This is a genomic window from Maritalea myrionectae DSM 19524 (assembly GCF_000423365.1).
Taxonomy (GTDB): Bacteria; Pseudomonadota; Alphaproteobacteria; order Rhizobiales; family Devosiaceae; genus Maritalea; species Maritalea myrionectae.
Genome location: NZ_AUHV01000003.1, coordinates 760480 through 780028, shown reverse-complemented (window position 1 = coordinate 780028; position 19549 = coordinate 760480). Strand labels below are relative to the sequence as shown.

Sequence of the window (19549 nt, the reverse complement as noted above, 5' to 3'; positions counted from 1 at the left end):
TGAAATGGATAAAGACCATGACTGTTGAAATTGAACGCGCGGCGCAAGCCTTTTCGGCCATGGGGTCGGAACCCCGGTTGCAAGTGTTGCTCTGTTTGGCGCGTGCAGGTGATGCCGGGCTGTTGGTAGGTGATATTCAATCGCGCACGGGCATTCCCGCCTCCACGCTAAATCATCATCTTAAATTTATGGCGGCGGCGGGTCTGATTGATCAGGAAAAGCAGGGCCGAACCATCGTCAATCGCGCCAATTTCGACTTTTTGGGCCATGTGGGTAGCTTCATTGTTGATCAATGCTGCGCCGATGCGTGCCTTACCGAACCAAGTTTGGCTGCTGCTTCAAAGGAAAAAAGCAATGTCTGATATTTCAGCACGTCAGCCGGTCACCCCCGGCAATATCTTTAAGTTTTTCACGCAAGTGCCGATAATGATCGCGATCATTCTGGCGCTGGTGGCCGTGCTCGATTGGGCCAACTTCGGCCCCATCGTGCGGTTCGCCATTGAAGCCTTTTTGTCCACCTTGCCGTTTTTGATGGTGGCGGTTCTGCTGATTGGCTACCTCAAAGCCACTGGCGCTGAAGGCGTTATTGGCAAGGCCTTTGAGGGGCGTGAAGTGCAAATGATTTTTATGGCCGCTTTGGTGGGCGGGTTGGCACCCTTTTGTTCATGTCAGGTGATCCCCTTTATCGCTGGCTTGTTGACCGTGGGTGCCCCAATTTCGGCAGTTATGGCCTTTTGGCTGTCGTCCCCTTTGATTGACCCGCCCACCTTCGTCATCACTGGGTCTGTTCTGGGTTGGGAGTTTGCGATTTCCAAAGCCGTGTTTGCGATTTCGCTTGGGTTGCTCGGGGGCTTTGGTCTCAAATTTATCGGCAAGCGTGGCGCGTTGGCTGATCCGCTCAAGCCGAGCTATCGCAAATCAACATGCGGCGCATCGAAATTTTCCAGCACACCCAAATGGACATTCTGGCAAGAGGCACCACGCGTGGATGTGTTCAAGACCGAAAGCCTGAATAACCTCAAATTTTTGGGCAAATGGTTGGCCTTTGCCTATGTGCTTGAAGCCTTGCTGGTCACCTATGTGCCGGCCTCTTTGGTGGCGCAATTTGTTGGCGGCGAGGGCATTTTGCCCATCGGTTTGGCCGCCCTTGTGGGTGCCCCTGCTTACCTCAACTCCTATGCCGCGGTGCCGCTGGTGAATGGCTTGCTGGATCAAGGCATGAGCGTTGGCGCGGCGATGAGCTTTATGATCGCCGGGTCTGTGAGCTCTATCCCGGCCATGACCGCGGTCTTTTCGCTGGTGAAAAAGCAGATTTTTGCTCTTTATCTGGGCCTTGGCATTGGCGGTGCGATCTTGTTCGGCACTATCTATCAGATGCTTGTGGGCGGTTAAGTTCGTCCCTCAACGAAAGTATATTTGGAGGCGGTGTAATTTTCTTTGCACTGCCTCCTTTTCAACGTTACTCCTATAGCAAAACAAATGCATCCAAGATTGCATAGCAATTTTGAGTATTGCGATATGCTAGGGAAGAGTTGAAATGTTTGTAAGCGTCTTCGACGTTTTTAAAGTCTCGATTGGCCCGTCTTCATCGCACACGATGGGACCCATGGTTGCCGCCAATCAGTTCTTGGAACATCTTATCAAAAACAAAGGCCGCTTTGATCGCGGCGATCATTGCCACATTGAATGCCAGTTGCAAGGTTCACTCGCGTTTACAGGCAAGGGCCACGCGACGGATCAAGCTGTGCTGTTTGGGCTGCTGGGTTTTTCGCCAGAAACATTTGATCGCGACGAGGCGGAAGACAAGCTGGAATTGCTGCGCATCGGCAAGATGATTGAACCTGTATCCGGGTTTAAGATCGGCCTTGAGGGCGACAATGCCATTGTCTTTGACTATGACAGCCAGGATTTGGCCCATCCGAACACGATGGTGTTGAGCCTGCGGGATGAGGCGGGCGAGGTGCGCTATAGCCAGACCTATTTGTCGATAGGTGGTGGCTTTGTCATGACCCAGGATGAATATGAATCCTCTGAGCAATTGCCCGTCACTGATGTGGTGTCCGTACCGTATCCATTTAAAAATGCCGATCAGATGCTGGAGATGGGCAAGAAGAGCGGCAAAAGCATTGTTGAAATGAAGCGCGCCAATGAGCTGTCGCATATGAGCGAGACCGATCTTGAGATCGGGTTGAAAAAGCTCTGGGAAGTGATGGACAATTGTATTGATCGTGGCCTTGGTTCAGATGGTATTTTGCCCGGCGGATTGAAGGTGCGGCGGCGTGCGGCAGGGGTGAAACGCAAATTGCTGGATGAGCGCGGCACCAATTTGCAAATGCCACACGCCATCAATGATTGGATTTCGCTTTACGCCATGGCGGTGAATGAAGAAAACGCCGCGGGGGGGCAGGTTGTCACCTCGCCGACCAATGGGGCGGCGGGCGTATTTCCGGCAGTCATCAAATATTATGTGGATCATGTGCCCGGTGCGACGCAAAAGAAAGTCTTTGAGATGCTATTGGCGGGCGCGGCCATTGGCGGCTTGATCAAGCACAACGCCTCCATTTCGGGGGCGGAAGTTGGCTGTCAGGGTGAAGTGGGTTCTGCTTCCGCCATGGCGGCAGCGGCGCTTTGTGCCGTTTTGGGCGGTACCAATGAGCAGATCGAAAATGCCTCTGAGATTGCCTTGGAACATCATTTGGGCATGACCTGCGATCCGGTCAACGGGTTGGTGCAGGTGCCCTGTATCGAGCGTAATGGCCTTGGCGCCATTAAGGCAGTTGCCGCCGCGTCGCTGGCGCTCAATGGCGACGGCGTGCATGTGATCTCGCTCGATGCGTGCATCAAAACCATGTACGAGACCGGCAAAGATATGGACAACCGCTATAAGGAAACGTCCCTTGGCGGCCTCTCCGTAAACTATACGGCGTGTTAAAATGAAGGGAAAAGCGCACTGTGGACCATTTGGATTTGGACGATGTTTTAGCCGACTTTGTTGAGCTTGAAGGCGGTCGCGTCGATTTGCGCGACGATCGCATTCAGGCCAAATGGCAAGTTGAGTTGAAACCGTTCTGTTTATCCAAATATCCCGTCACACAAGCGCTTTACCATCAGGTCACCGGAAATAATCCGGCGCGCTTTACGGGGGCAAATCACCCGGTAGAGCATGTGTCCTGGTATGATGCGGTGCAGTTCTGCAATCAGATATCAACCCATTTCGATTTGCGCCCTGTTTATCAGATGGGCGAAAGCAAGGATCATGTAACCGAGGATCTTTTGGCAGACGGGTTCCGCTTGCCCCATGATGCAGAATGGCAGTTTGCCGCGTTGGGCGGGCAGTCATCGCCGCTCTATGGCGAGATTGGTGAGATCGCGTGGTTCAAGGGGAATTCGGGTGGCACAACCCATGAGGTGGGGCAGAAGGCGCCTAACGCCTTTGGCTTGCGCGATATGCTGGGCAATGTCTGGGAATGGTGTTTCGACGTGTATGACCCCGAAGTCTATGGCAGCTATCGCATTTTTCGTGGCGGCGGCTGGAACGATCCGGAGCGCGGATGCCTGGCCACCAATCGACGGCGCAGCCATCCCACATATGACATAGACGATCTTGGATTCCGGTTGGCGCGGACGCGGCGTTAGCTGTTGCTTGTGCTGTGACATCTTGCATCGGCCGCATCAATCTGGCGTTGATAATATTCAACTGTCTTGATGGGATCCTGCTGCATAGCCTTTGCAAAAGAGTCCGGTGCCTCGGTCTGGGCGTCATGTTCGGTCGACCAGACCATAATGTTTAAAAAAGCAGGCAGGAGGGCGCGGGCCTTTGCCGTGGGCAGGTAAAAGACCTTGCTTTTTTTCTGGGCGTCGACATGCCGGGTTAACATGCCCGTTTGTTCCAGATGGGCGAGGCGGTTGGCCAGAATGTTGGTGGAGATTTTTTCTTCAGACGTCAGGAACTCGCCATAATAGCGTTTGCCGTGCAGCAAAATATCCCGCAGCAGAATGAAGCACCATTTGTCGCCGAAGATGCCCGCAGCATAGCGCACCGGGCAACCTGCCCAGTCTGTTTTGTTGTGGTTTTTCATTCCCCAAATATAGGCTGAAAAAAATCTCTTGCAAATTAAAAGTGAACTTCATAGATTTAACTTGCATTTTGCAAGTGAATTGGAGGAAATGATGTTTGTGCCATTTGTATGGTTTGATAATGTCGGGCCCAAAAGGGCCGAAACAACAGCCTTTTTGGCAAATTTATTTGGGTGGGTGGCCAAGGATATGGGGCCGGTCAGTATGTTGAGCCAGGGCGAGCAATTGCCCTTTGCCGGCACCACGGATGAGATGGCGGACGTTCAGGGCTGGGTGCCTTATGTGGAGGTGCCAGTGCTGTCCGATGCCGTGCGCCGCGCAGGTAAATATGGCGCGGACATTTTGGCGGAGAATCTGCAAGGCCCCGCGGGTACGGCCAGTTTTATCCGCGATCCGGGTGGGGCGGTTCTCGCCCTCTGGCAGCGGGCATAGGAGGAGATCGAGATGTTGAAACACTTAATCTCTGTTCTGGCGTTTGTGGTGGTCACCTTTGGCGTGCAGGGCCTGTCCCATTTTGCGATCAACAAGGCGCATTATGGAAAAATCGCTTTTATGCGGGCTGATCCCATTTTGCCGCTTGGCATCAGTGTGATGGTGGTGCAGGGCGTGATTATGTCCTTGGCGCTAAGCCTTTATAGCGCCCAGCCAAGCCTTCTGGATGGGCTGCTTGTGTCTCTCACCTTTGGCGCTTTTCTCGGGCTTTATATTGCCCTTGTCGAGCCGTCCAAATATGCCGTCCCCTCTGTCACCTCGTGGACATGGGTGGAAGCCAGCGCCAGCCTCGTGCAGTTCAGTCTATATGGACTGATTTTGGGCCTTGTGCATCAAAGCCTGTCCTGAGCAAAGAGAAGCCCCGACATAGTGATGCCGGGGCCATTTTACTAGTCGGCCATCAGATGGCTGCCATTGGGGTCATCAATCACCAATTTCCATGTGCCATCTGCTTGCTTGCGCAAAACAGATACGCTCAGGCCGGTTTCCTTGATTTCCTGCCCGTCGGGGCCTGTGCCGGTCATATCCCAGGGGGCGATGTGCAGGGCAATGTCGCCCGCCACATGCACATCGTGGCCGCTATAGGTGAATTGCGGCTTGATTTCCGCCATCGCCGCAAACATGGCGCGCAATTGGGCGGCATCATTGATCGGCTTGCCTGGTTCAAACACCACGGCGGCGTTTGGCTCATAGGATTGCATCACCCCGTCAATGTCGCCATTTTGAAAGGCGCTGGTCATGTGTTCAACGGCGGTGAGGGCAGCTTTTTGTGCGTTTGTCATGGTTGGTTCTCCTGCATTTGCATTAAGGGTTGAGGTCAAAATTAGGGCGAGCGAAGCCACCCGGGTGAAAACACGGTTCATCAAATTCTCCGATTTGGTTGAGTTGGTTGTGGGTTAGTGCTGCGGTTCCACCAGGCTCAAAATCTCAACTGCAAAGTCTTTTGGTGATTTGAGTGATCCGGTGGCATTTTGTAATTTGCTGGCCAAAAGTGCGTCCACAGTGGTCTGGGCATATTCTTTGGCCTCTGCGTAACTGGGCGCGTCGGCAAAGATCGGGTTGGGTTTGTGCGCAACGCAGCCTGTGGCCAAGGCATGCGGCAGTTTCTTGTTGCAGCGGCAGGGCGCTTTGGGATTGGCCAGCCCGCAAGATTGTGCGGTAAAGGCGACGATTTTGTCTCTGGCGCGTGACAATCGCTTGCGGAAGGTGGCGGGTTCGATTTCCAAAACTTCGGCTGCCTCTTTGTGCTCCAGCTCGAAAATGTCGCCCAACACATAGGCGGCGCGATGGTTTCGGTCGAGGCATAGGCCCATGGCCATTGTGCATTTGATGCGAAACTCATTGATCATGGTGTGGTCGTCTGGCGCGGCGTTCTGATCGTCCACCAGATCTTGCGTCAAATCGCTGGCAAACTGATTGAAGGTCAACGCCGGGTCATTGGCCCGCACTTTTCGTGCGGTCAGCAAATAATTGGTGGCGATGCGATAGGCCCAGGTGTCAAATTTTGCGTCGCCGCGAAAGGTCGACAGTTTGGTGATGATGCGAATAAGAATTTCTTGGGTGGCATCAAGCGCCTGATCTTCATCTGCCAACATGCGCAGGGCGAGCCGATGCACGCGGTCTTGGCAATGGCGCACCACATGATCCAATGCCGCCGCATCGCCTTGCTGTGCGTTTTCAATATGTGTCGAAATCTCTTGCGTCATCTTGTTCGCCTCGCGTGTTGATGAAGAGTTAGACAGCAATTGGTGACCAAGTGTGACAGCTTTTTTTAAAAAAGTTGATGTGGCGTGATGGAAAAGCGCTTGACCTCAACTTGACTTGAAGTTGTAGATGAAAGGGCATGGCTCACTTTTTGAAGGAATAAGCTATGCCTTTTTCTCTGTCTTTCCCCTCCGTTTTACGCGACCCGCGCGGCATCGCTCTGTTGTTGGCCGCCACGCTCACCACCATGGCCAATGCCACCATCAGCCCGGCGCTGGCCGGGTTGGAACTGCGCTTTGCCGACCATCCGCAGGTGGAACTGCTGACGCGGTTATTGGTGCCTGCACCCTCCATCAGCGTGGTGCTGTTTGCGCCGTTTATCGGCATATTGGCCGATCGAGTCGGGCGACGGATGCTATTATTGTCCGGCGTTATACTATTTGTGCTCAGCGGTTTGGCGGGCGTGATCCTGCAGGATTTGAACAGTATCTTTGCATCCCGCTTGGTGATGGGCGTGGCCGTAGCGCTGATCATGACGGCCCAGACCGCCTTGATTGGCGACTATTTTGAAGGCGACCAGCGCCAGCAATTGATGGGGCTGCAAATTTCCGCCCGCAATTTTGGCGGTTTTGTCGCGATCTTTCTGGCCGGGCTGTTGGCGGCCATCGCGCCGGAATTTGCCTTTTTGCTCTATGGGCTGGCCGCGCTGTTTTTGCCGCTGATGTGGCGGGTGATCGTCGATCCACCACGCTTGAGCGCCGCGCAACGGGCTACCGGTGCTAATGCCCGACCTGCGCCACAACTGGGCTGGCCATTGGTCTTGCTTGGCATGATCCTGTTGCAAATGCTGACCAGCCTGATCTTTTTTGTGATGCCCACCCAATTGCCCTTCTTTCTGAAAAGCATGGGGCTGGACCCGGCACTGGCCACCGGCAATGTGCTCGGCGCGCTCACCATTTCCGGCGGCATAGCGGCGCTGCTTTATGCCCGCCTGCACAAACGCATTGGCGCAGCGGGCACGCTTGGCCTCGGCTATGGCATTATGGCCGCAGGTTTTCTGGTGTTGATGGTGGCCGCCAATTTCTGGCTGGCCCTGATCGGCGCCATTCTGGTGGGCTGGGGCTTTGCATCAGTCATGCCAAATTTTGTCGCCATCGCCTTAAAAGTCACCCCGGCGCAACATCGCGGCCGCGCTGGCGGCCTGCTCACCATGTCGGTGTTTCTGGGGCAGATCATTTCGCCCTTCGTCAGCATGGCTTTGATCACCCGCTATGGCTTTAACGGTCTTTATGGGGTGATTGCTGCCCTATTGTTGGTCTTTGCCCTTTGCGGGGCGGGTCGGGCTTTAATGATCAGGCACACAGCACCGCCTTTGACCAGCTAGTCCTCACCTTCGTCGCAATGGGCAGAAGTCCTATTTGGACCGAAAGCAATCGCCCATTGTGTCTATCACCCGCTGCACATCACCCGCCTCAATCGCCTGATTCAGCTCCGTCTTGCGGGCAGGAGAAAAGCTGTGGTTGGGGTGCACGGTTTGGCGCATGACTTTTTTCTTGTCGATATAGTCGGGCGGGGTAAAGCGTGCGCGATAATAATATTCGATATCCGGGTGCAATTCGATGATGGGGCCGATGGCGTTGTAGCTGAGAAATTTGTTGGCGCGGCCCGGTTCATCCGTCTGGATATAGCCGAAAATTTCGCGGATTAGGGTGGCGATCTCTTCTTCTTTGGCGGATTCAGGGGGACGGGAAAATTTGCCACAGAAGAAGAAGTCAGTCTCTTCTGCATTTTTTGTGAGCTCTATAAGCTTTGAGACTTCGGCGAACAGTATGCAGGTGCGTTCCACATCCAATGGCGTTCCCAGAACATGGTGCAGCCAGGCCTTTTTCCGGCTTTCGCTAGTGCCTGTGTCTGCAAATGAAGGATAGCGCTTCAGGTATATTTGAAATTGCAGGCGCTGCGCCTTGGCGCATTCGCGCTCACTTTCATCCCGTATGGCCGCAAAGATCGCATCATGTTCATCTTGGGTCAGTTCGTCGAAGAGCGGATGTGGATGAACCTTAAAGGACCAGTCTAGGGCAAATGCCAGGGATGTTGGCATAATCATTGAGATGACAATCAAGAAAGCATTTAAAAAACATTGATTTAGTATTTTTCGCACGGAAACTTATCTCCGGTGTCTCGGGGTAAATTACAATCATGTCCTCACCAATAATTGAGGATACTTATGTCAAATACTGAAACAGATCCAAAAAAATGTCGAGATTTGTCCTACGGGATTAGAGAAAATCAAAAGCTTATTCGTGGAGTTAGTCAAAAAATTGCTGACTTCTACACACAAAAAAGTAATGTGGAAAATCAATTATCTGAATTAAATGAAGAGATTTTCGACTTGCAAAAGCAGCAAGCCGTGCTGATGGCCTCCACTGTGGCCAGCAGAGGGGCAAGCGCAGCAGCCGCGGGCATTTCTGCCGAAAAGATTCAGGTTGATATCATGGCGAAGGAAATCAAAAAGTCCAAACTAGAAGCAGCAAAGCGAGATCTATTGCATCGCATTTCAAAAGCTGAATCTGCCAGATACAGTTATCAATATCATCTCGAACGTTTGTCAGCGGAAGCGAACAGGCTCAACTGCACGATCTAGATCAGCTAGCTGATCGTTTTTCGACTCCTAATCCAAATGCGTCCATGTATCCGCGCCGTCAAAATGGCGGATGCGGATGCTGTTGATCACGTCGAGATCGGCCATATTCAGATTGACGGCCATGCGGCCTTCGCCTGGGGTGGCCAGTTGCTGCCACAATATGGTCGTGCCGCATCTGTTGCAGGTGCGGAAGTCCAGCTCCCTATCCCCATGGGAATAGGAGATGCTGGTGCTGTCATCCAGCCCTTCAAGCTTGATGTTGCTGGCATCTGAATAGATCCACAAAGTGCCGAGGCGCCGGCAGATCGAGCAGTTGCAGCGATTGGCATAGGGCGGCGTGTCGTTAAATTCATAAGAGATTTGGCCGCAATGGCAGGTGCCCTTAATCATGTGACGCTCCTAAATGCTGCCGATCGTTTTTAGCTTGGCGCGCGGGTGCACTTCGTTCTGGCTCATCACCACAGTTTGTGGCCGGAAGCGCTCGATAATGGAGCGCACATGCGGGCGGATAGAGGGTGAGGTGATCAACACGGGCAGCTCGCCCACTTGCGCGGCTTCTTCAAAGGCCTGTTGCACGGCTTGGATAAATTCATGCAGGCGCGACGGCGCCATGGCCAGATGCCGTTCGCTGCCTTCGCCCACCATGGCGTCAGCGAAATCGCTTTCCCAATCATGGGACAGGGTGATGATGGGCAAATTGCCATCAGGGCCAGAATTGGCGGCACACAATTGGCGGGATAGGCGGGTGCGGACATGTTCGGCCATTTGTTTGGCCGTTGCTGCGCTGCCCGCAACTTCGGCGACACCTTCAAGGATGGTGGGCAGATCGCGAATGGAAATACGCTCGCCCAGCAAGATTTGCAGCACGCGTTGAATGCCGGAAACGGAAATCAGGTTTGGCACAATATCGTCGACCAGCTTTTGCTGTTCGGACGGAAGATTGTTCAACAGTTCCTGCACATTTGCGTAGGACAGAAGGTCTGAGACATTGGACTTCAAAATTTCGGTCAAATGGGTGGAGATGACCGAGGCAGGGTCCACAATGGTATAGCCTTTGATCTCCGCCTCATCGCGCAGGCCACTGTCGATCCAGGTGGCGGGCAGTCCGAATGTGGGCTCAATGGTGTGGGTGCCGGGCATGTCGATTTGATTGCCCATCGGGTCCATCACCATATATTGCGAGGGGTAAACCTCGCCGCCGCCGGAATCCACTTCCTTGATGCGCACCACATATTGGTTCGGCTGCAATTGCATATTGTCGAGAATGCGCACTGAGGGCATCAAAATGCCCATATCTGTGGCCAGTTGGCGGCGCAGCGCTTTGATCTGTTCGGTCAAGCGGTCGGTGCCGGTCTCATCTTCCTTGACCATGGACAACAGGCCATAGCCCAGCTCAAGCTTCAGCTCGTCCATTTTCAACGCGTCAGTGATCGGCGGCTCTTTGGATTTTGGATCGGCTTCCACGTCTTTGGCAGTTTGTTCAGCCAACTCGTCGGCGGCTTTCTTATCAATCTTGCCGCGTGATCGATAGGCGAGATAGCCCATGCCGCCAGCCAGGGCCAAAAAGGGAATGGCGGGCATACCGGGCAAAATGGCCATAAGTGCCATCACACCGGCGGTCATGCCCAATGCGCGGGGATAGCCGGAGAACTGTTCGCCCAAAGCTTGGTTGGCGCTGCCGGTCACACCGGCCTTGGAGACCAGCAAGCCTGCGGCGGTGGAAACGATCAGGGCCGGAATTTGCGAAACCAGTCCATCGCCCACGGTCAGCAATGTATAGTTGTTGGCCGCTTCGTTGAGCGACAATTGTTGTTGGCCGACACCAATAATGATCCCGGCAACGATATTGATGAAGGTGATCAAAAGCCCTGCGATGGCATCGCCACGCACGAATTTCGAGGCACCGTCCATGGCGCCGAAGAAAGAGCTTTCATCTTCAAGATTTTTCCGGCGGGTGCGGGCTTGGTTTTCGTCAATCAGGCCAGCAGACAGGTCGGCGTCAATCGCCATTTGCTTGCCGGGCATTGCGTCCAAGGTGAAGCGGGCAGCTACTTCCGCGATCCGGCCAGAACCTTTGGTGATCACGATGAAGTTCACAATGATCAGGATGGCAAAAACGATAATCCCGATGACGAAGTTGCCCTGCATCACGAAGTTGCCGAAGGCCTCAATCACATTGCCCGCGGCGTCGGTGCCCAAATGGCCATTGGCCAGGATCAGGCGGGTGGACGCCAGATTGAGCGCCAGCCGCATCATGGCCGCGATCAGCAATACGGTGGGAAAGGCGGAAAATTCGAGCGGTGTGCGGATAAACAAAGTGGTCATCATGATCAAAACAGAGAACACGATGGACACGGCCAGCAGCATATCGAGCATGATGGCTGGCATAGGCATGATCAGCACCACAAGGATGGAGATCACACCAATGGCGAGGGCAAAGTCACCCTGACGTACCAGCTCGATCATGCGGCCGATCGAAGGAAAACCGCTTGTTCGTACTGGTTGCTCAGTTGTTTCGGTGGTTTGGCTGTCGCTCATTTACCGTTGTTGCCTTTGACTATGCTGCACTGCCGCGATTCTCGCCCGGCGCGGGGATCATTTCCCCATCTTGAGCATATTGGTTGAGCTTGTTGCGCAATGTTCGGATAGATATCCCCAGAATGTTGGAGGCGTGGGTGCGATTGCCCAAGCAATGGTCCAGCGTGTCGAGGATCAGTTCTTTTTCCACATCCGCAACGGTGCGGCCCACCATGGCGCGCGCGGCGGTTTCAGCCGTTTGCGCAGCCTGTGCGGCCAAATTGTTGGCAGCTGCCGCATCGGCAAGGCCGGTGCCATCTGGCAAGCGAATGGCTTCTGCATCGATTTCATCTTCAGTGGCCAACAACACCGCGCGGTGCAGTGTGTTTTCCAACTCACGCACATTGCCCGGCCATGGCGCGCGCACCAGTTCTTGGCGGGCGTCTTGGGAGAGGGGGCGTTCCTCCACGCCATTGGCTTGCGCGTATTTCTTGATGAAATGCTCGGCCAACACAGGAATGTCACCGGGGCGTTCGCGCAGGGCGGGGATTTTCAAATTCACCACATTCAGGCGGAACAGCAAATCTTCCCGGAAATGACCGTCTTTTACGCTCTGGGTCAAATCGCGGTTGGAGGTGGCCAAGATGCGGATATCGACGGGCACAGGCTTGTTGCCGCCCACGCGATCAATCACCCGCTCTTGGATGGCGCGTAGCAATTTGGCTTGCAGCCGCACGTCCATTTCCGAGATTTCGTCCAGCAGCAATGTGCCGCCATTGGCTTCTTCGAATTTACCGATCCGGCGGCCAACGGCGCCAGTGAAGGCGCCTTTTTCGTGGCCGAACAGTTCAGATTCCAGCAAATTGTCCGGGATGGCGGCGCAGTTGATCGAAATGAATGGTTTGGCAGCGCGCTTGGAGTGGGTGTGCACATATTTGGCAATCACTTCCTTGCCGGTGCCGCTTTCCCCCGTGATCAACACGCTCGCGTCGGAGGGGGCGATTTGATCCGCCAGTTTGACCAGTTTGGCCATGGCTGGATCACGATGCACAAAATCAGAATTTTCGCGCGCAACGGCCTGAATGATGGCGGCGATCAATTCCGCATCTGGTGGCAAGGGGATATATTCTTTTGCCCCAGCGCGAATGGCGTTTACGGCCGCCGCTGCATTTGTTTCTGTGCCACAGGCAACCACGGGAATGTGGATGCGTTCGGCTTCAAGCGCGGCCAACAGGCCCGGAATATCGGCCATAACATCGGCGAGCAACAGGTCTGCCCCGCGTCCGGCGCGCAGGCTGGCCAGCGCAACCTCGATGCTATCGGCGTGGGCGACTTTCGCGCCGCCTTCCATCGCCAGTTTGGTCGCTTCGCTTAATTGGCCTTCGAGTGCGCCAATAATCAGAAGTCGCATTTTATTACTCCTAATTCGCCTTGATGATTTCGGTCATGGTGATGCCGAGCTTGTTTTCCACAAGCACAATTTCACCACGCGCCACCAGGCGATCATTTACATAAATATCAATGGCCTCGCCCACTTGCCGATCTAGCTCGACAATGGTGCCCGCATCCATTTGCAGCAATTTGGCGACCGGCATGCGGGTGCGGCCCAACACGGCAGAAATGCGCACGGGCACATCAAAAACGGCTTCCAGATCGGAGGCGTTTTTCTCCACATTGCTTTCCTGCTGCGTATCGCTGGCGCCAGGTTGCATCTCTTCGAGTTGATCGGCCATATCTGCTAGAGAAGGGCCATCTTCATTTTCGATGGGATCGTCGGTATCGCTCATTATACTTCCTCTCCAATCAACATGTCGGCATCAGGCAAATCATGTGTTGCCTCTTGGTGCTGATCAGTTGCATTGGCAGTTTCGGGATGGGGGGCGCGGCCGGTTTTTGCCTGCACATATTGGGCCACCTTGCCCTCAATTTGTTCGGCGATGGTGGCGAATTCGCGCACCAATCCCCCGTCAGACCATTCGATCCGGCAATCGCCGGGGGGAATGTCGGGTTCGCCTAAAATGATTAAGCGGCCTTCAAAGCCAGAATTGGCGGCATGTTCTTCAGCAATCTCTTTGATGTGTGTGCTCAATTCTTCATTGCAGCGAATGGCGACATGGCCTGCCTTGCCCAAAGTCGACAGACTATCGGTCAACAGGGCTTTAATTTCTGTCTCGGGCTGTGCCGCCACCAGATGAGCGGCAAGTTTTTTGCCCACGGTTGCCCCCATTTGGGCAGCGGTGGCCAAATGCTCGTTCTGGGCTTTGTCCATGGCCTGGCTAAAGGCACCGGCTTGGTTGGCCAGGCTTTGGGTTGCGGCCACTATTTGTTGCAACGCCACTGTTTGCGCGCTTTGTTCGCCTTCGGCATAGCCTTGGGCGTGGCCTTCAGCACGGGCACGCTCTAGCATTTGATTGAGTTCTTTATCCTCAATCAATTGCGAGTCACGGGTGGCCTTTGAAAGGTCCAAATCAAAGTTGAATTTTGCGGGTTGGGCCATCACCTATCCAATCATCTCTTCTTGGTTGCCGCCTTTAGTGATGACGATCTCGCCTTTCGCGGCCAAATCTTTGGCCAAGTTCACCATGCCAGATTGGGCCTCATCCACATCCTTAAGCCGCACAGGCCCCATGGCGTCCATATCGTCGCGCATCATCTTGGCAGCGCGGGCTGACATATTGGCCAAGAACTTCTCTTTGGTTTCGTCGTTTGCGCCTTTCAATGCCAAAGTGAGCAATGGTTTTTCCACTTGCTGCAACACGGTTTGGATGGCGGTGCCGTCCAAATTGCCCAAATCTTCGAATGTAAACATCAGGGCTTTAATACGTTCGGCAGATTCAAGATCACGTTCTTCCAAAGCGGTGAGGAAGCGTGCCTCAGTTTGCCGATCGAAGGCGTTAAAGATGTCGGCCATTTGTTCATGGCTGTCGCGGCGGCGGGTGTGCGACAGGGTCGACATAAATTCGGTGCGCAAGGTGGTTTCGATTTTCTCGACAATTTCCTTTTGCACGGGTTCAATGGCCAACATGCGCTGCACCACGTCCAGGGCCAACTCATCGGGCAAGTTCGCCAGCACTTTTGAGGCGTGTTCCGTTGAGATCTTGGTCAGCACCACAGAAATGGTTTGCGGATATTCATTCTTCAAAAAGCTGGCCAACACGTCTTCTTGAACATTTGACAGTTTTTCCCAGATGTTCCGTCCGGCCGGGCCGCGAATTTCTTCCATGATCATGTCCACCCGCTCCTGCGATAGGAAGGAGAGCAGCAGCCGTTCGGTGGAATCGACGTTACCTGACAGATCGCCATTGGTGGTCAGGCTGGTGATAAATTGCACAAAAAGCGTATCGAGCATGTCTTGGGTGATCGGGCCCAACTGGGACATGGCGCGTGAAAGCTGGCGGATTTCAATATCGTCCAGTTCCTGAAAAATGGGTTTGCCATAATCAGGGCCAAGCGCCAGCAACAGCACGGCGGCTTTTTCGTCACCTGCAAGTTCACGCTGGTTTGCGCCCTCTTCAACAACCAGTTGGTTGCCGGTGTTTGTGACTTGATTTGCTTGTCCTTCGGCCATACTTACGCTGCCTGACTTAACCAGTTACGGATGATCATGGAGGCCTGCTTCGGGTTTTCCTCGACCAGGGTTCCAACTTTTTCAATGGCTTGGACTTGGGCCTGTCCAAGGCTTTGGACTTCATCCAGCCATTCATCTTTGGCTGCGCCCTTTTTGCCCATGCCACCTGAGCTCTCTTCAATCTGGGCGTTTGCCTTTTCCGCAGCGGCGGCTTCAGCGGCGGCCATCAAAAGCGGTGTTTGATCTTCCGGTTCAAGCACACGCTTGATCAGCGGCCGCATGACAAAGAATACGAGAGCGAGGGCAATCAACAGTGTAACAGCCATCTCGACTGCCGCAAACAGGTCGTCGCGGGTGAAGTCGAAAATGCTGGATTCTGATGGTTCAAATGTCAGTTCAGGGCGCTCAGCAAATTGCATGTTGACCACTTCAACCTGGTCGCCACGGTCGGCGTTAAAGCCAATGGCTGAATTGACCAAATCGCGGATTTGGTTGATCTCTTCTTGTGACCGGGGGGCGTAGGTTGCGTTGCCCTCTGGTGTGCTTTCATACACACCATCCACAACAACTGCCACAGACAGACGTTTTAGAGCACCTGCTTCGATAATCTCTGTTTCGGTCACGCGGGAGATTTCGTAGTTGATGGTTTCTTCAGTTGTTGAGGACTGCTCTGAGCTGCCGCCGTTTTCACCCGCATTTTGCGTAGCACCGGGCAATTCGTTGGCAACAGAAACCTGGCCATTGTTGGCAGGGCCTTGTGCTTCATTGGCCAATTCGCGGGTTTGGGCTGAACGCACCACTTGGCCGTTGGGGTCGAAGCTTTCCGAGGTGCGGGTCAAGCGGTTCATGTCCAGCTCGGCGCTCACTTGCACACGGGCGCGGCCTGCACCGACCACATTTTCCAACAGGCCTTCCAAGCGATTGCGCAACCGAGTTTCTACGGCCAATGTCCGCTCTTCAATGGCGGTGGTGAGCATGGTTTCTTCATCGCCTTGGGTGCCTGCGGCGAGCAACTTGCCTGAATTGTCGACAATGGAGACCATGTTGGGGCTCAAGCCATCCACGGCTGAGGCGATCAAATGTTGCACCGAACGAATTTCGCCGGTGGAGAGGGCGCCGCGCACTTCTAGCGCGATCGAGGCTGAAGGTTGTTTGGCTTCGCGGCGGAACAGTTCGCGCTCTGGCAACACAAGGTGCACGCGGGCAGATTTTACGCGGGCGAGGGACGAGATGGTGCGGGCCAACTCGCCTTCAAGCGCGCGCAAGTGATTAACGTTTTGCACAAAACTTGTGGCGCCCAATGTGTTTTGTTGGTCAAAGATTTCATAACCGACTTGTCCGCGGGAGGGCAGGCCGCTTTCAGCCAGTTGCATGCGGATGTTGGTGATCTGGTCGCGCGGCACAGAAATGGCTTCGCCATCCCCTTTAATTTCAAAGGGAATGCCCATGGCGCGCAATTCTTTGGTGATGGCGGCGGAATCGTCAAAAGAAAGGCCCGTATAGACCGGTGCCATTTGTGGTGTGGACACACGGAAAATCAAAAATGCGAAAAAGCCGATCATGAGCACCGCAGTTACAGCCATCGCTGCCACCCGTGCCAATCCCATCCTCGCCATAATCGCTGAAAAACTATTCACAATACCACCCGCGTTACAAAAGTCTGATTCGAGGGAAAAGCCATAAAATCCCCACTCGGCAAAAATTACCTAGTAGAAGGTAAACATTGTATTAACCAATTGCGCAAAGTGCATTAATTTGGGAAAAAAGTAGGGTAAAACACAAAAGCCCGCCAAAAATGGCGGGCTTTTGAAAGATTGTTGTCGCTTTAAAGCGATTTTTGCCTATCGGGTCCGTTTATGACTCGCGATAATGTTGCACCCATGTTGTGCGCAACCCGGCCAAGCCATGTTTATCGATAGAGGCTTGCCAGTTCAGAAATTCATCAACGCTAAGTGTGTAGCGGGTGCAAGCCTCTTCAAGACTTAACAAACCACCACGTACCGCGGCAACGACTTCTGCTTTTCGACGGATCACCCAACGCTTAGTATTGGTTGGAGGAAGATCGGCAATTGTTAACGGGCTGCCATCGGGTCCGATGACATATTTTACTCGTGGACGCATCTGTGCGGTCATTTTACTCACTACTCAAACCTGACCAAAACTAATAGCTAGAGACTAGCCCTATGCTCTTAAAATTTGGCTAAGGCTCTGGTCAGATTTGATTAAGAGTTGAGAAAAATGCAGGCAACGCCCCGGATTGCGGCGGTTATTTAGTTTGACTTAGGCGGGCAATCCCACTTTTGCGACAGCGGAAAGCTCCACTTTTGTCCCATTAACGACCAAAATTGGTTCTTGTCCTGCAAAGTCAACTGTTTGCACCACGCCCGAGGTCATGGTGTAATTGTTGATCTTGCCACCATTGGCGTTTATCGCGTCGATCGTAATGGAATATTTGCCCTCGGGCGCAATGGCGCCATCAGAGGTTTTGCCATCCCATGTGTAATCATTTTCACCGCCATCGAGGGGTTTCTTTTCCGTGAACACTACGGCCCCGGCGCTGTTTTTAATGGTGATGGTGGCCTCGGCAGCGTCTTCGGTCATGCCATAGGTCCAAGTGGCGTTGCCACCTTTAAGGTCGGCCTGATTAGAGAACGCGGTCACTTCCTTGCCGATATAGGAGACGGCTTGGGAGGTGAAGTTCTGTTGGTTTGTCGCAATTAGGGTTTCCAAAAACTCATTGGTTTTGAGCTGCTGTTCAACACCGGTGAATTCCACCATTTGGGATGTGAACTGGTTGGTGTCCAGCGGATCAAGCGGGTTTTGGTGTTTCAATTGTGTGGTCAAAATCGACAGGAACGTGTCGAAATTTCCCGCAATTGTCTTGCGCGAAGAATCTAGCTCCGATGGTGCGGTGCCAAAGCTAGATGCTGCTGCAGCTGATTGTGCTGGATTAACCATACATTATGCTCCTAAACCCAAAGGTTTAATCCATCCGGCCGCGCGGTGCCGCGCAATACCAAGGATGGATTTTCGGTGATGCTGTTTTCTGATGCGATCTCAGAATTGTCATTGCCTGCTGCGTTCTGATCGCTGCCATTTTGGCTAAATTGTTGACCCTGGCTGCCATTTTGATCTTGCTTCAATGAGAACTGCAAATTGGCTTTGTCGGTGTTCAAGCCGGCCTGCTGCAAGGCGCGTTCAAGGGCGCGTTGATCGCGTTGCAGGAAGTCGAGCGTTTCAGCGCGTTCAACTGTTAGCCGCGCGGTGACGTTCTTGCCGTCCATTTCGAGCTGCACGTCGATTTTGCCCATTTCAGGGGGATTGAGGCGAATTTCGAATTGTTGGGCGCCATTGCGGATTTGCCGCACCACTTCAAAGGCGAGGGCTGGCAGGTTGATCTGCTTTTGCGGCGATTGCTGATGCGCAACCTTATCCAGATGAATCTGGTTTTGGTGCTGGGTTTCGGTGCGCTGAATATTCAGTATTTTATCGACACTGGTTTCCGTGGAATCCAGCTCGCTGGCCAGTTGGGCCGATTGGTTCAAATTTGCCGTGGCGTTTTGCGCCGCATAGCGCTGGTCAGCCATTAATTTGTTTTCAGCAGCAGCGGCTTTCAGGCTTTGGCTGAATTCGGGCTTGGCCTCAGCGTCCTGCCCCTCAAGGGCGGCGCTAATGAGATTTGAGCTGGATCCGTTTTGCAAAGCCTTCTGGGTGGAGGCCTCTTCGCCGCTGGCCATCAGTTTGGCCAAGGGGTCCACTTCGCCCTCTGCGTCGGTGGATGGCGCGGTGTTGGCAGCAGTGGGCAGTTGTGCTGTCTTTTTCTCCACCAGCTTGGCAATGGCAGCCTGCGCGGTTTCCGGCAGCTTTTCAGACAATTCTTCCAAACGCCCGATCATTTGGTGAATGTTGAGTGAGAGCTTGGCGTTTTCCTTTTGTGCAGCGGCTTGCTCGCCATCGGCTGCGGCCGTACTGAGTTGCGCGTCAGCTTTTTGCAACGCGTTTTCCGGGCTGAAATCGCCGAGCAAAGTATCAAGCCGTGAGAGCATTTTGCCCAGTTGCATCAAATTGCCCGGGCCTTTTGCTGTTTCCGCCTGGCGCAGGGCGCCAAACTGGTCGGCAAACATGCCCATGGGCAGCGTGCTGGCGGCATCATAGCGTTTCGAGTGGTTGTTGACGGCAGCGGCCAATTCGGCAAAAGCATCTTGGGCTTTGCTGATTTGCTGCGGGTCGGGCATTAACAGTGCATCAAAGGCGGCCGCGATGGGGGAAAGGGCTTCTTTTAGCTTTTCCAACGCTGCCTTAACCTTGGCGGTGTCCAACTCGAGTTTGCCGGCGCCGGTGAGCGGTCCCATTTCAGCTTTCAGGCTGACGGCTGCGCGCATGTCTTTATTGTCGCCGCCCATCAGCGCGCCCAAAATTGCTTCAAAGCCAGAGCTGCCTTCGCCTTCAACCGAGGCTTCAGCGCTTACATTGCCGCCGAGAAAATCAACCAATGGTGTGTTTTGTAGACCAACTTGCACGATCAATTCCACTTGAAATAGAGATAT

22 protein-coding genes are annotated in these 19549 nt (G+C 53.7%); 8 read left to right on the top strand and 14 right to left on the bottom strand.

Translation table 11 applies throughout. The features are described 5' to 3' along the window. Window positions 1–17: 17 nt before the first annotated feature. From G549_RS0109920 to G549_RS0109905, 4 genes are all read left to right on the top strand, one after another. Entirely contained in the window at window positions 18–362 is a 345-nt protein-coding gene (locus tag G549_RS0109920) for an ArsR/SmtB family transcription factor (RefSeq protein ID WP_036221840.1), read from the top strand. Further along, entirely contained in the window at window positions 355–1392 is a 1038-nt protein-coding gene (locus G549_RS0109915) for a permease (RefSeq protein WP_027834904.1), read from the top strand. Before G549_RS0109920 ends, G549_RS0109915 begins: the two co-directional genes overlap by 8 nt. Before the next feature lie 145 nt (window positions 1393–1537). Then, window positions 1538–2932 (top strand): L-serine ammonia-lyase, encoded by a 1395-nt coding sequence (locus G549_RS0109910; RefSeq protein ID WP_027834903.1) that lies wholly within the window; start codon window positions 1538–1540, stop codon window positions 2930–2932. 20 nt (window positions 2933–2952) lie between these two features. Next, window positions 2953–3636 (top strand): formylglycine-generating enzyme family protein, encoded by a 684-nt coding sequence (locus G549_RS0109905; RefSeq protein ID WP_210162416.1) that lies wholly within the window; start codon window positions 2953–2955, stop codon window positions 3634–3636. Here the strand turns inward: G549_RS0109905 and G549_RS0109900 are convergent. Beyond that, window positions 3633–4079, bottom strand: a complete 447-nt coding sequence (locus tag G549_RS0109900; RefSeq protein ID WP_027834901.1) for a winged helix-turn-helix transcriptional regulator — start codon at window positions 4077–4079, stop codon at window positions 3633–3635. The genes G549_RS0109905 and G549_RS0109900 overlap by 4 nt on opposite strands. Window positions 4080–4233: 154 nt before the next feature. Here G549_RS0109900 and G549_RS0109895 point away from each other — a divergent pair, with 154 nt between their 5' ends. Both G549_RS0109895 and G549_RS0109890 read left to right on the top strand, forming a co-directional pair. Beyond that, the gene (locus G549_RS0109895; protein WP_169449637.1) at window positions 4234–4509 is read left to right on the top strand and encodes a VOC family protein; all 276 of its coding nucleotides are present in this window, start codon (window positions 4234–4236) and stop codon (window positions 4507–4509) included. 12 nt (window positions 4510–4521) lie between these two features. Beyond that, window positions 4522–4917 (top strand): hypothetical protein, encoded by a 396-nt coding sequence (locus G549_RS0109890; RefSeq protein ID WP_027834899.1) that lies wholly within the window; start codon window positions 4522–4524, stop codon window positions 4915–4917. Window positions 4918–4958: 41 nt separating this feature from the next. On the opposite strand, the gene G549_RS19780 is transcribed toward G549_RS0109890, so the two are convergent. Together G549_RS19780 and G549_RS19775 are read right to left on the bottom strand one after the other, a co-directional pair. Then, the gene (locus G549_RS19780; protein WP_169449636.1) at window positions 4959–5351 is read right to left on the bottom strand and encodes a YybH family protein; all 393 of its coding nucleotides are present in this window, start codon (window positions 5349–5351) and stop codon (window positions 4959–4961) included. A gap of 114 nt (window positions 5352–5465) precedes the next feature. Beyond that, a complete protein-coding gene (locus tag G549_RS19775) occupies window positions 5466–6275 on the bottom strand; it encodes an RNA polymerase sigma factor (protein WP_051213597.1) in 810 nt (269 codons plus the stop codon). Between the two features lie 164 nt (window positions 6276–6439). Here G549_RS19775 and G549_RS0109875 point away from each other — a divergent pair, with 164 nt between their 5' ends. Beyond that, on the top strand, window positions 6440–7657 hold the full coding sequence (locus G549_RS0109875; protein ID WP_027834898.1) for an MFS transporter: 1218 nt from the start codon (window positions 6440–6442) through the stop codon (window positions 7655–7657). A gap of 30 nt (window positions 7658–7687) precedes the next feature. Here the strand turns inward: G549_RS0109875 and G549_RS0109870 are convergent, their stop codons facing one another. Next, window positions 7688–8374, bottom strand: a complete 687-nt coding sequence (locus G549_RS0109870; RefSeq protein WP_169449635.1) for a hypothetical protein — start codon at window positions 8372–8374, stop codon at window positions 7688–7690. 126 nt (window positions 8375–8500) lie between these two features. Here G549_RS0109870 and G549_RS0109865 point away from each other — a divergent pair, with 126 nt between their 5' ends. Beyond that, window positions 8501–8917 (top strand): hypothetical protein, encoded by a 417-nt coding sequence (locus tag G549_RS0109865; RefSeq protein WP_027834896.1) that lies wholly within the window; start codon window positions 8501–8503, stop codon window positions 8915–8917. Window positions 8918–8944: 27 nt separating this feature from the next. Here G549_RS0109865 and G549_RS0109860 read toward each other — a convergent pair whose 3' ends face one another. The 10 genes from G549_RS0109860 to G549_RS0109815 form a co-directional block, all read right to left on the bottom strand. Further along, window positions 8945–9307, bottom strand: a complete 363-nt coding sequence (locus G549_RS0109860; RefSeq protein ID WP_027834895.1) for a GFA family protein — start codon at window positions 9305–9307, stop codon at window positions 8945–8947. A gap of 9 nt (window positions 9308–9316) precedes the next feature. Further along, a complete protein-coding gene (gene flhA, locus G549_RS0109855; protein WP_027834894.1) occupies window positions 9317–11455 on the bottom strand; it encodes a flagellar biosynthesis protein FlhA in 2139 nt (712 codons plus the stop codon). A 19-nt stretch (window positions 11456–11474) separates the two neighbouring features. Further along, window positions 11475–12845 carry a sigma-54-dependent transcriptional regulator FlbD gene (gene flbD / locus G549_RS0109850; protein ID WP_027834893.1) on the bottom strand — a complete coding sequence of 457 codons (1371 nt, stop codon included), beginning with the start codon at window positions 12843–12845 and terminating at the stop codon, window positions 11475–11477. A gap of 10 nt (window positions 12846–12855) precedes the next feature. Further along, window positions 12856–13221, bottom strand: a complete 366-nt coding sequence (fliN, locus tag G549_RS0109845; RefSeq protein ID WP_027834892.1) for a flagellar motor switch protein FliN — start codon at window positions 13219–13221, stop codon at window positions 12856–12858. Then, a complete protein-coding gene (locus G549_RS21345; RefSeq protein ID WP_051213596.1) occupies window positions 13221–13931 on the bottom strand; it encodes a FliH/SctL family protein in 711 nt (236 codons plus the stop codon). Before G549_RS21345 ends, fliN begins: the two co-directional genes overlap by 1 nt. A 3-nt stretch (window positions 13932–13934) precedes the next feature. Continuing rightward, entirely contained in the window at window positions 13935–15002 is a 1068-nt protein-coding gene (gene fliG / locus G549_RS0109835; protein ID WP_027834891.1) for a flagellar motor switch protein FliG, read from the bottom strand. 2 nt (window positions 15003–15004) lie between these two features. Further along, complete coding sequence (gene fliF / locus G549_RS0109830; protein ID WP_027834890.1) at window positions 15005–16618, bottom strand: flagellar basal-body MS-ring/collar protein FliF; 1614 nt, start codon at window positions 16616–16618, stop codon at window positions 15005–15007. Window positions 16619–16856: 238 nt separating this feature from the next. Then, a complete protein-coding gene (gene sciP / locus G549_RS0109825; protein ID WP_027834889.1) occupies window positions 16857–17135 on the bottom strand; it encodes a CtrA inhibitor SciP in 279 nt (92 codons plus the stop codon). A 147-nt stretch (window positions 17136–17282) separates the two neighbouring features. Next, entirely contained in the window at window positions 17283–17960 is a 678-nt protein-coding gene (locus G549_RS0109820; protein WP_027834888.1) for a flagellar hook assembly protein FlgD, read from the bottom strand. 11 nt (window positions 17961–17971) lie between these two features. Further along, window positions 17972–19534, bottom strand: coding sequence for a flagellar hook-length control protein FliK (locus G549_RS0109815; protein WP_027834887.1), 1563 nt, complete (start codon window positions 19532–19534; stop codon window positions 17972–17974). Window positions 19535–19549 lie beyond the last annotated feature (15 nt).

Bases quoted from the DNA above. Each gene is read 5' to 3' on its own strand.
- fliF (WP_027834890.1), bottom strand. From the start codon at position 16,618: ATGGCGAGGATGGGATTGGCACGGGTGGCAGCGATGGCTGTAACTGCG.
- G549_RS0109920 (WP_036221840.1), top strand. From the start codon at position 18: ATGACTGTTGAAATTGAACGCGCGGCGCAAGCCTTTTCGGCCATGGGG.
- G549_RS0109870 (WP_169449635.1), bottom strand. From the start codon at position 8,374: ATGCCAACATCCCTGGCATTTGCCCTAGACTGGTCCTTTAAGGTTCAT.
- flhA (WP_027834894.1), bottom strand. From the start codon at position 11,455: ATGAGCGACAGCCAAACCACCGAAACAACTGAGCAACCAGTACGAACA.
- fliG (WP_027834891.1), bottom strand. From the start codon at position 15,002: ATGGCCGAAGGACAAGCAAATCAAGTCACAAACACCGGCAACCAACTG.
- fliN (WP_027834892.1), bottom strand. From the start codon at position 13,221: ATGAGCGATACCGACGATCCCATCGAAAATGAAGATGGCCCTTCTCTA.
- G549_RS0109915 (WP_027834904.1), top strand. From the start codon at position 355: ATGTCTGATATTTCAGCACGTCAGCCGGTCACCCCCGGCAATATCTTT.
- G549_RS0109820 (WP_027834888.1), bottom strand. From the start codon at position 17,960: ATGGTTAATCCAGCACAATCAGCTGCAGCAGCATCTAGCTTTGGCACC.
- G549_RS0109865 (WP_027834896.1), top strand. From the start codon at position 8,501: ATGTCAAATACTGAAACAGATCCAAAAAAATGTCGAGATTTGTCCTAC.
- G549_RS0109910 (WP_027834903.1), top strand. From the start codon at position 1,538: ATGTTTGTAAGCGTCTTCGACGTTTTTAAAGTCTCGATTGGCCCGTCT.
- G549_RS0109890 (WP_027834899.1), top strand. From the start codon at position 4,522: ATGTTGAAACACTTAATCTCTGTTCTGGCGTTTGTGGTGGTCACCTTT.
- G549_RS21345 (WP_051213596.1), bottom strand. From the start codon at position 13,931: ATGGCCCAACCCGCAAAATTCAACTTTGATTTGGACCTTTCAAAGGCC.
- G549_RS0109860 (WP_027834895.1), bottom strand. From the start codon at position 9,307: ATGATTAAGGGCACCTGCCATTGCGGCCAAATCTCTTATGAATTTAAC.
- G549_RS0109900 (WP_027834901.1), bottom strand. From the start codon at position 4,079: ATGAAAAACCACAACAAAACAGACTGGGCAGGTTGCCCGGTGCGCTAT.
- G549_RS19780 (WP_169449636.1), bottom strand. From the start codon at position 5,351: ATGACAAACGCACAAAAAGCTGCCCTCACCGCCGTTGAACACATGACC.
- flbD (WP_027834893.1), bottom strand. From the start codon at position 12,845: ATGCGACTTCTGATTATTGGCGCACTCGAAGGCCAATTAAGCGAAGCG.
- G549_RS19775 (WP_051213597.1), bottom strand. From the start codon at position 6,275: ATGACGCAAGAGATTTCGACACATATTGAAAACGCACAGCAAGGCGAT.
- sciP (WP_027834889.1), bottom strand. From the start codon at position 17,135: ATGACCGCACAGATGCGTCCACGAGTAAAATATGTCATCGGACCCGAT.
- G549_RS0109875 (WP_027834898.1), top strand. From the start codon at position 6,440: ATGCCTTTTTCTCTGTCTTTCCCCTCCGTTTTACGCGACCCGCGCGGC.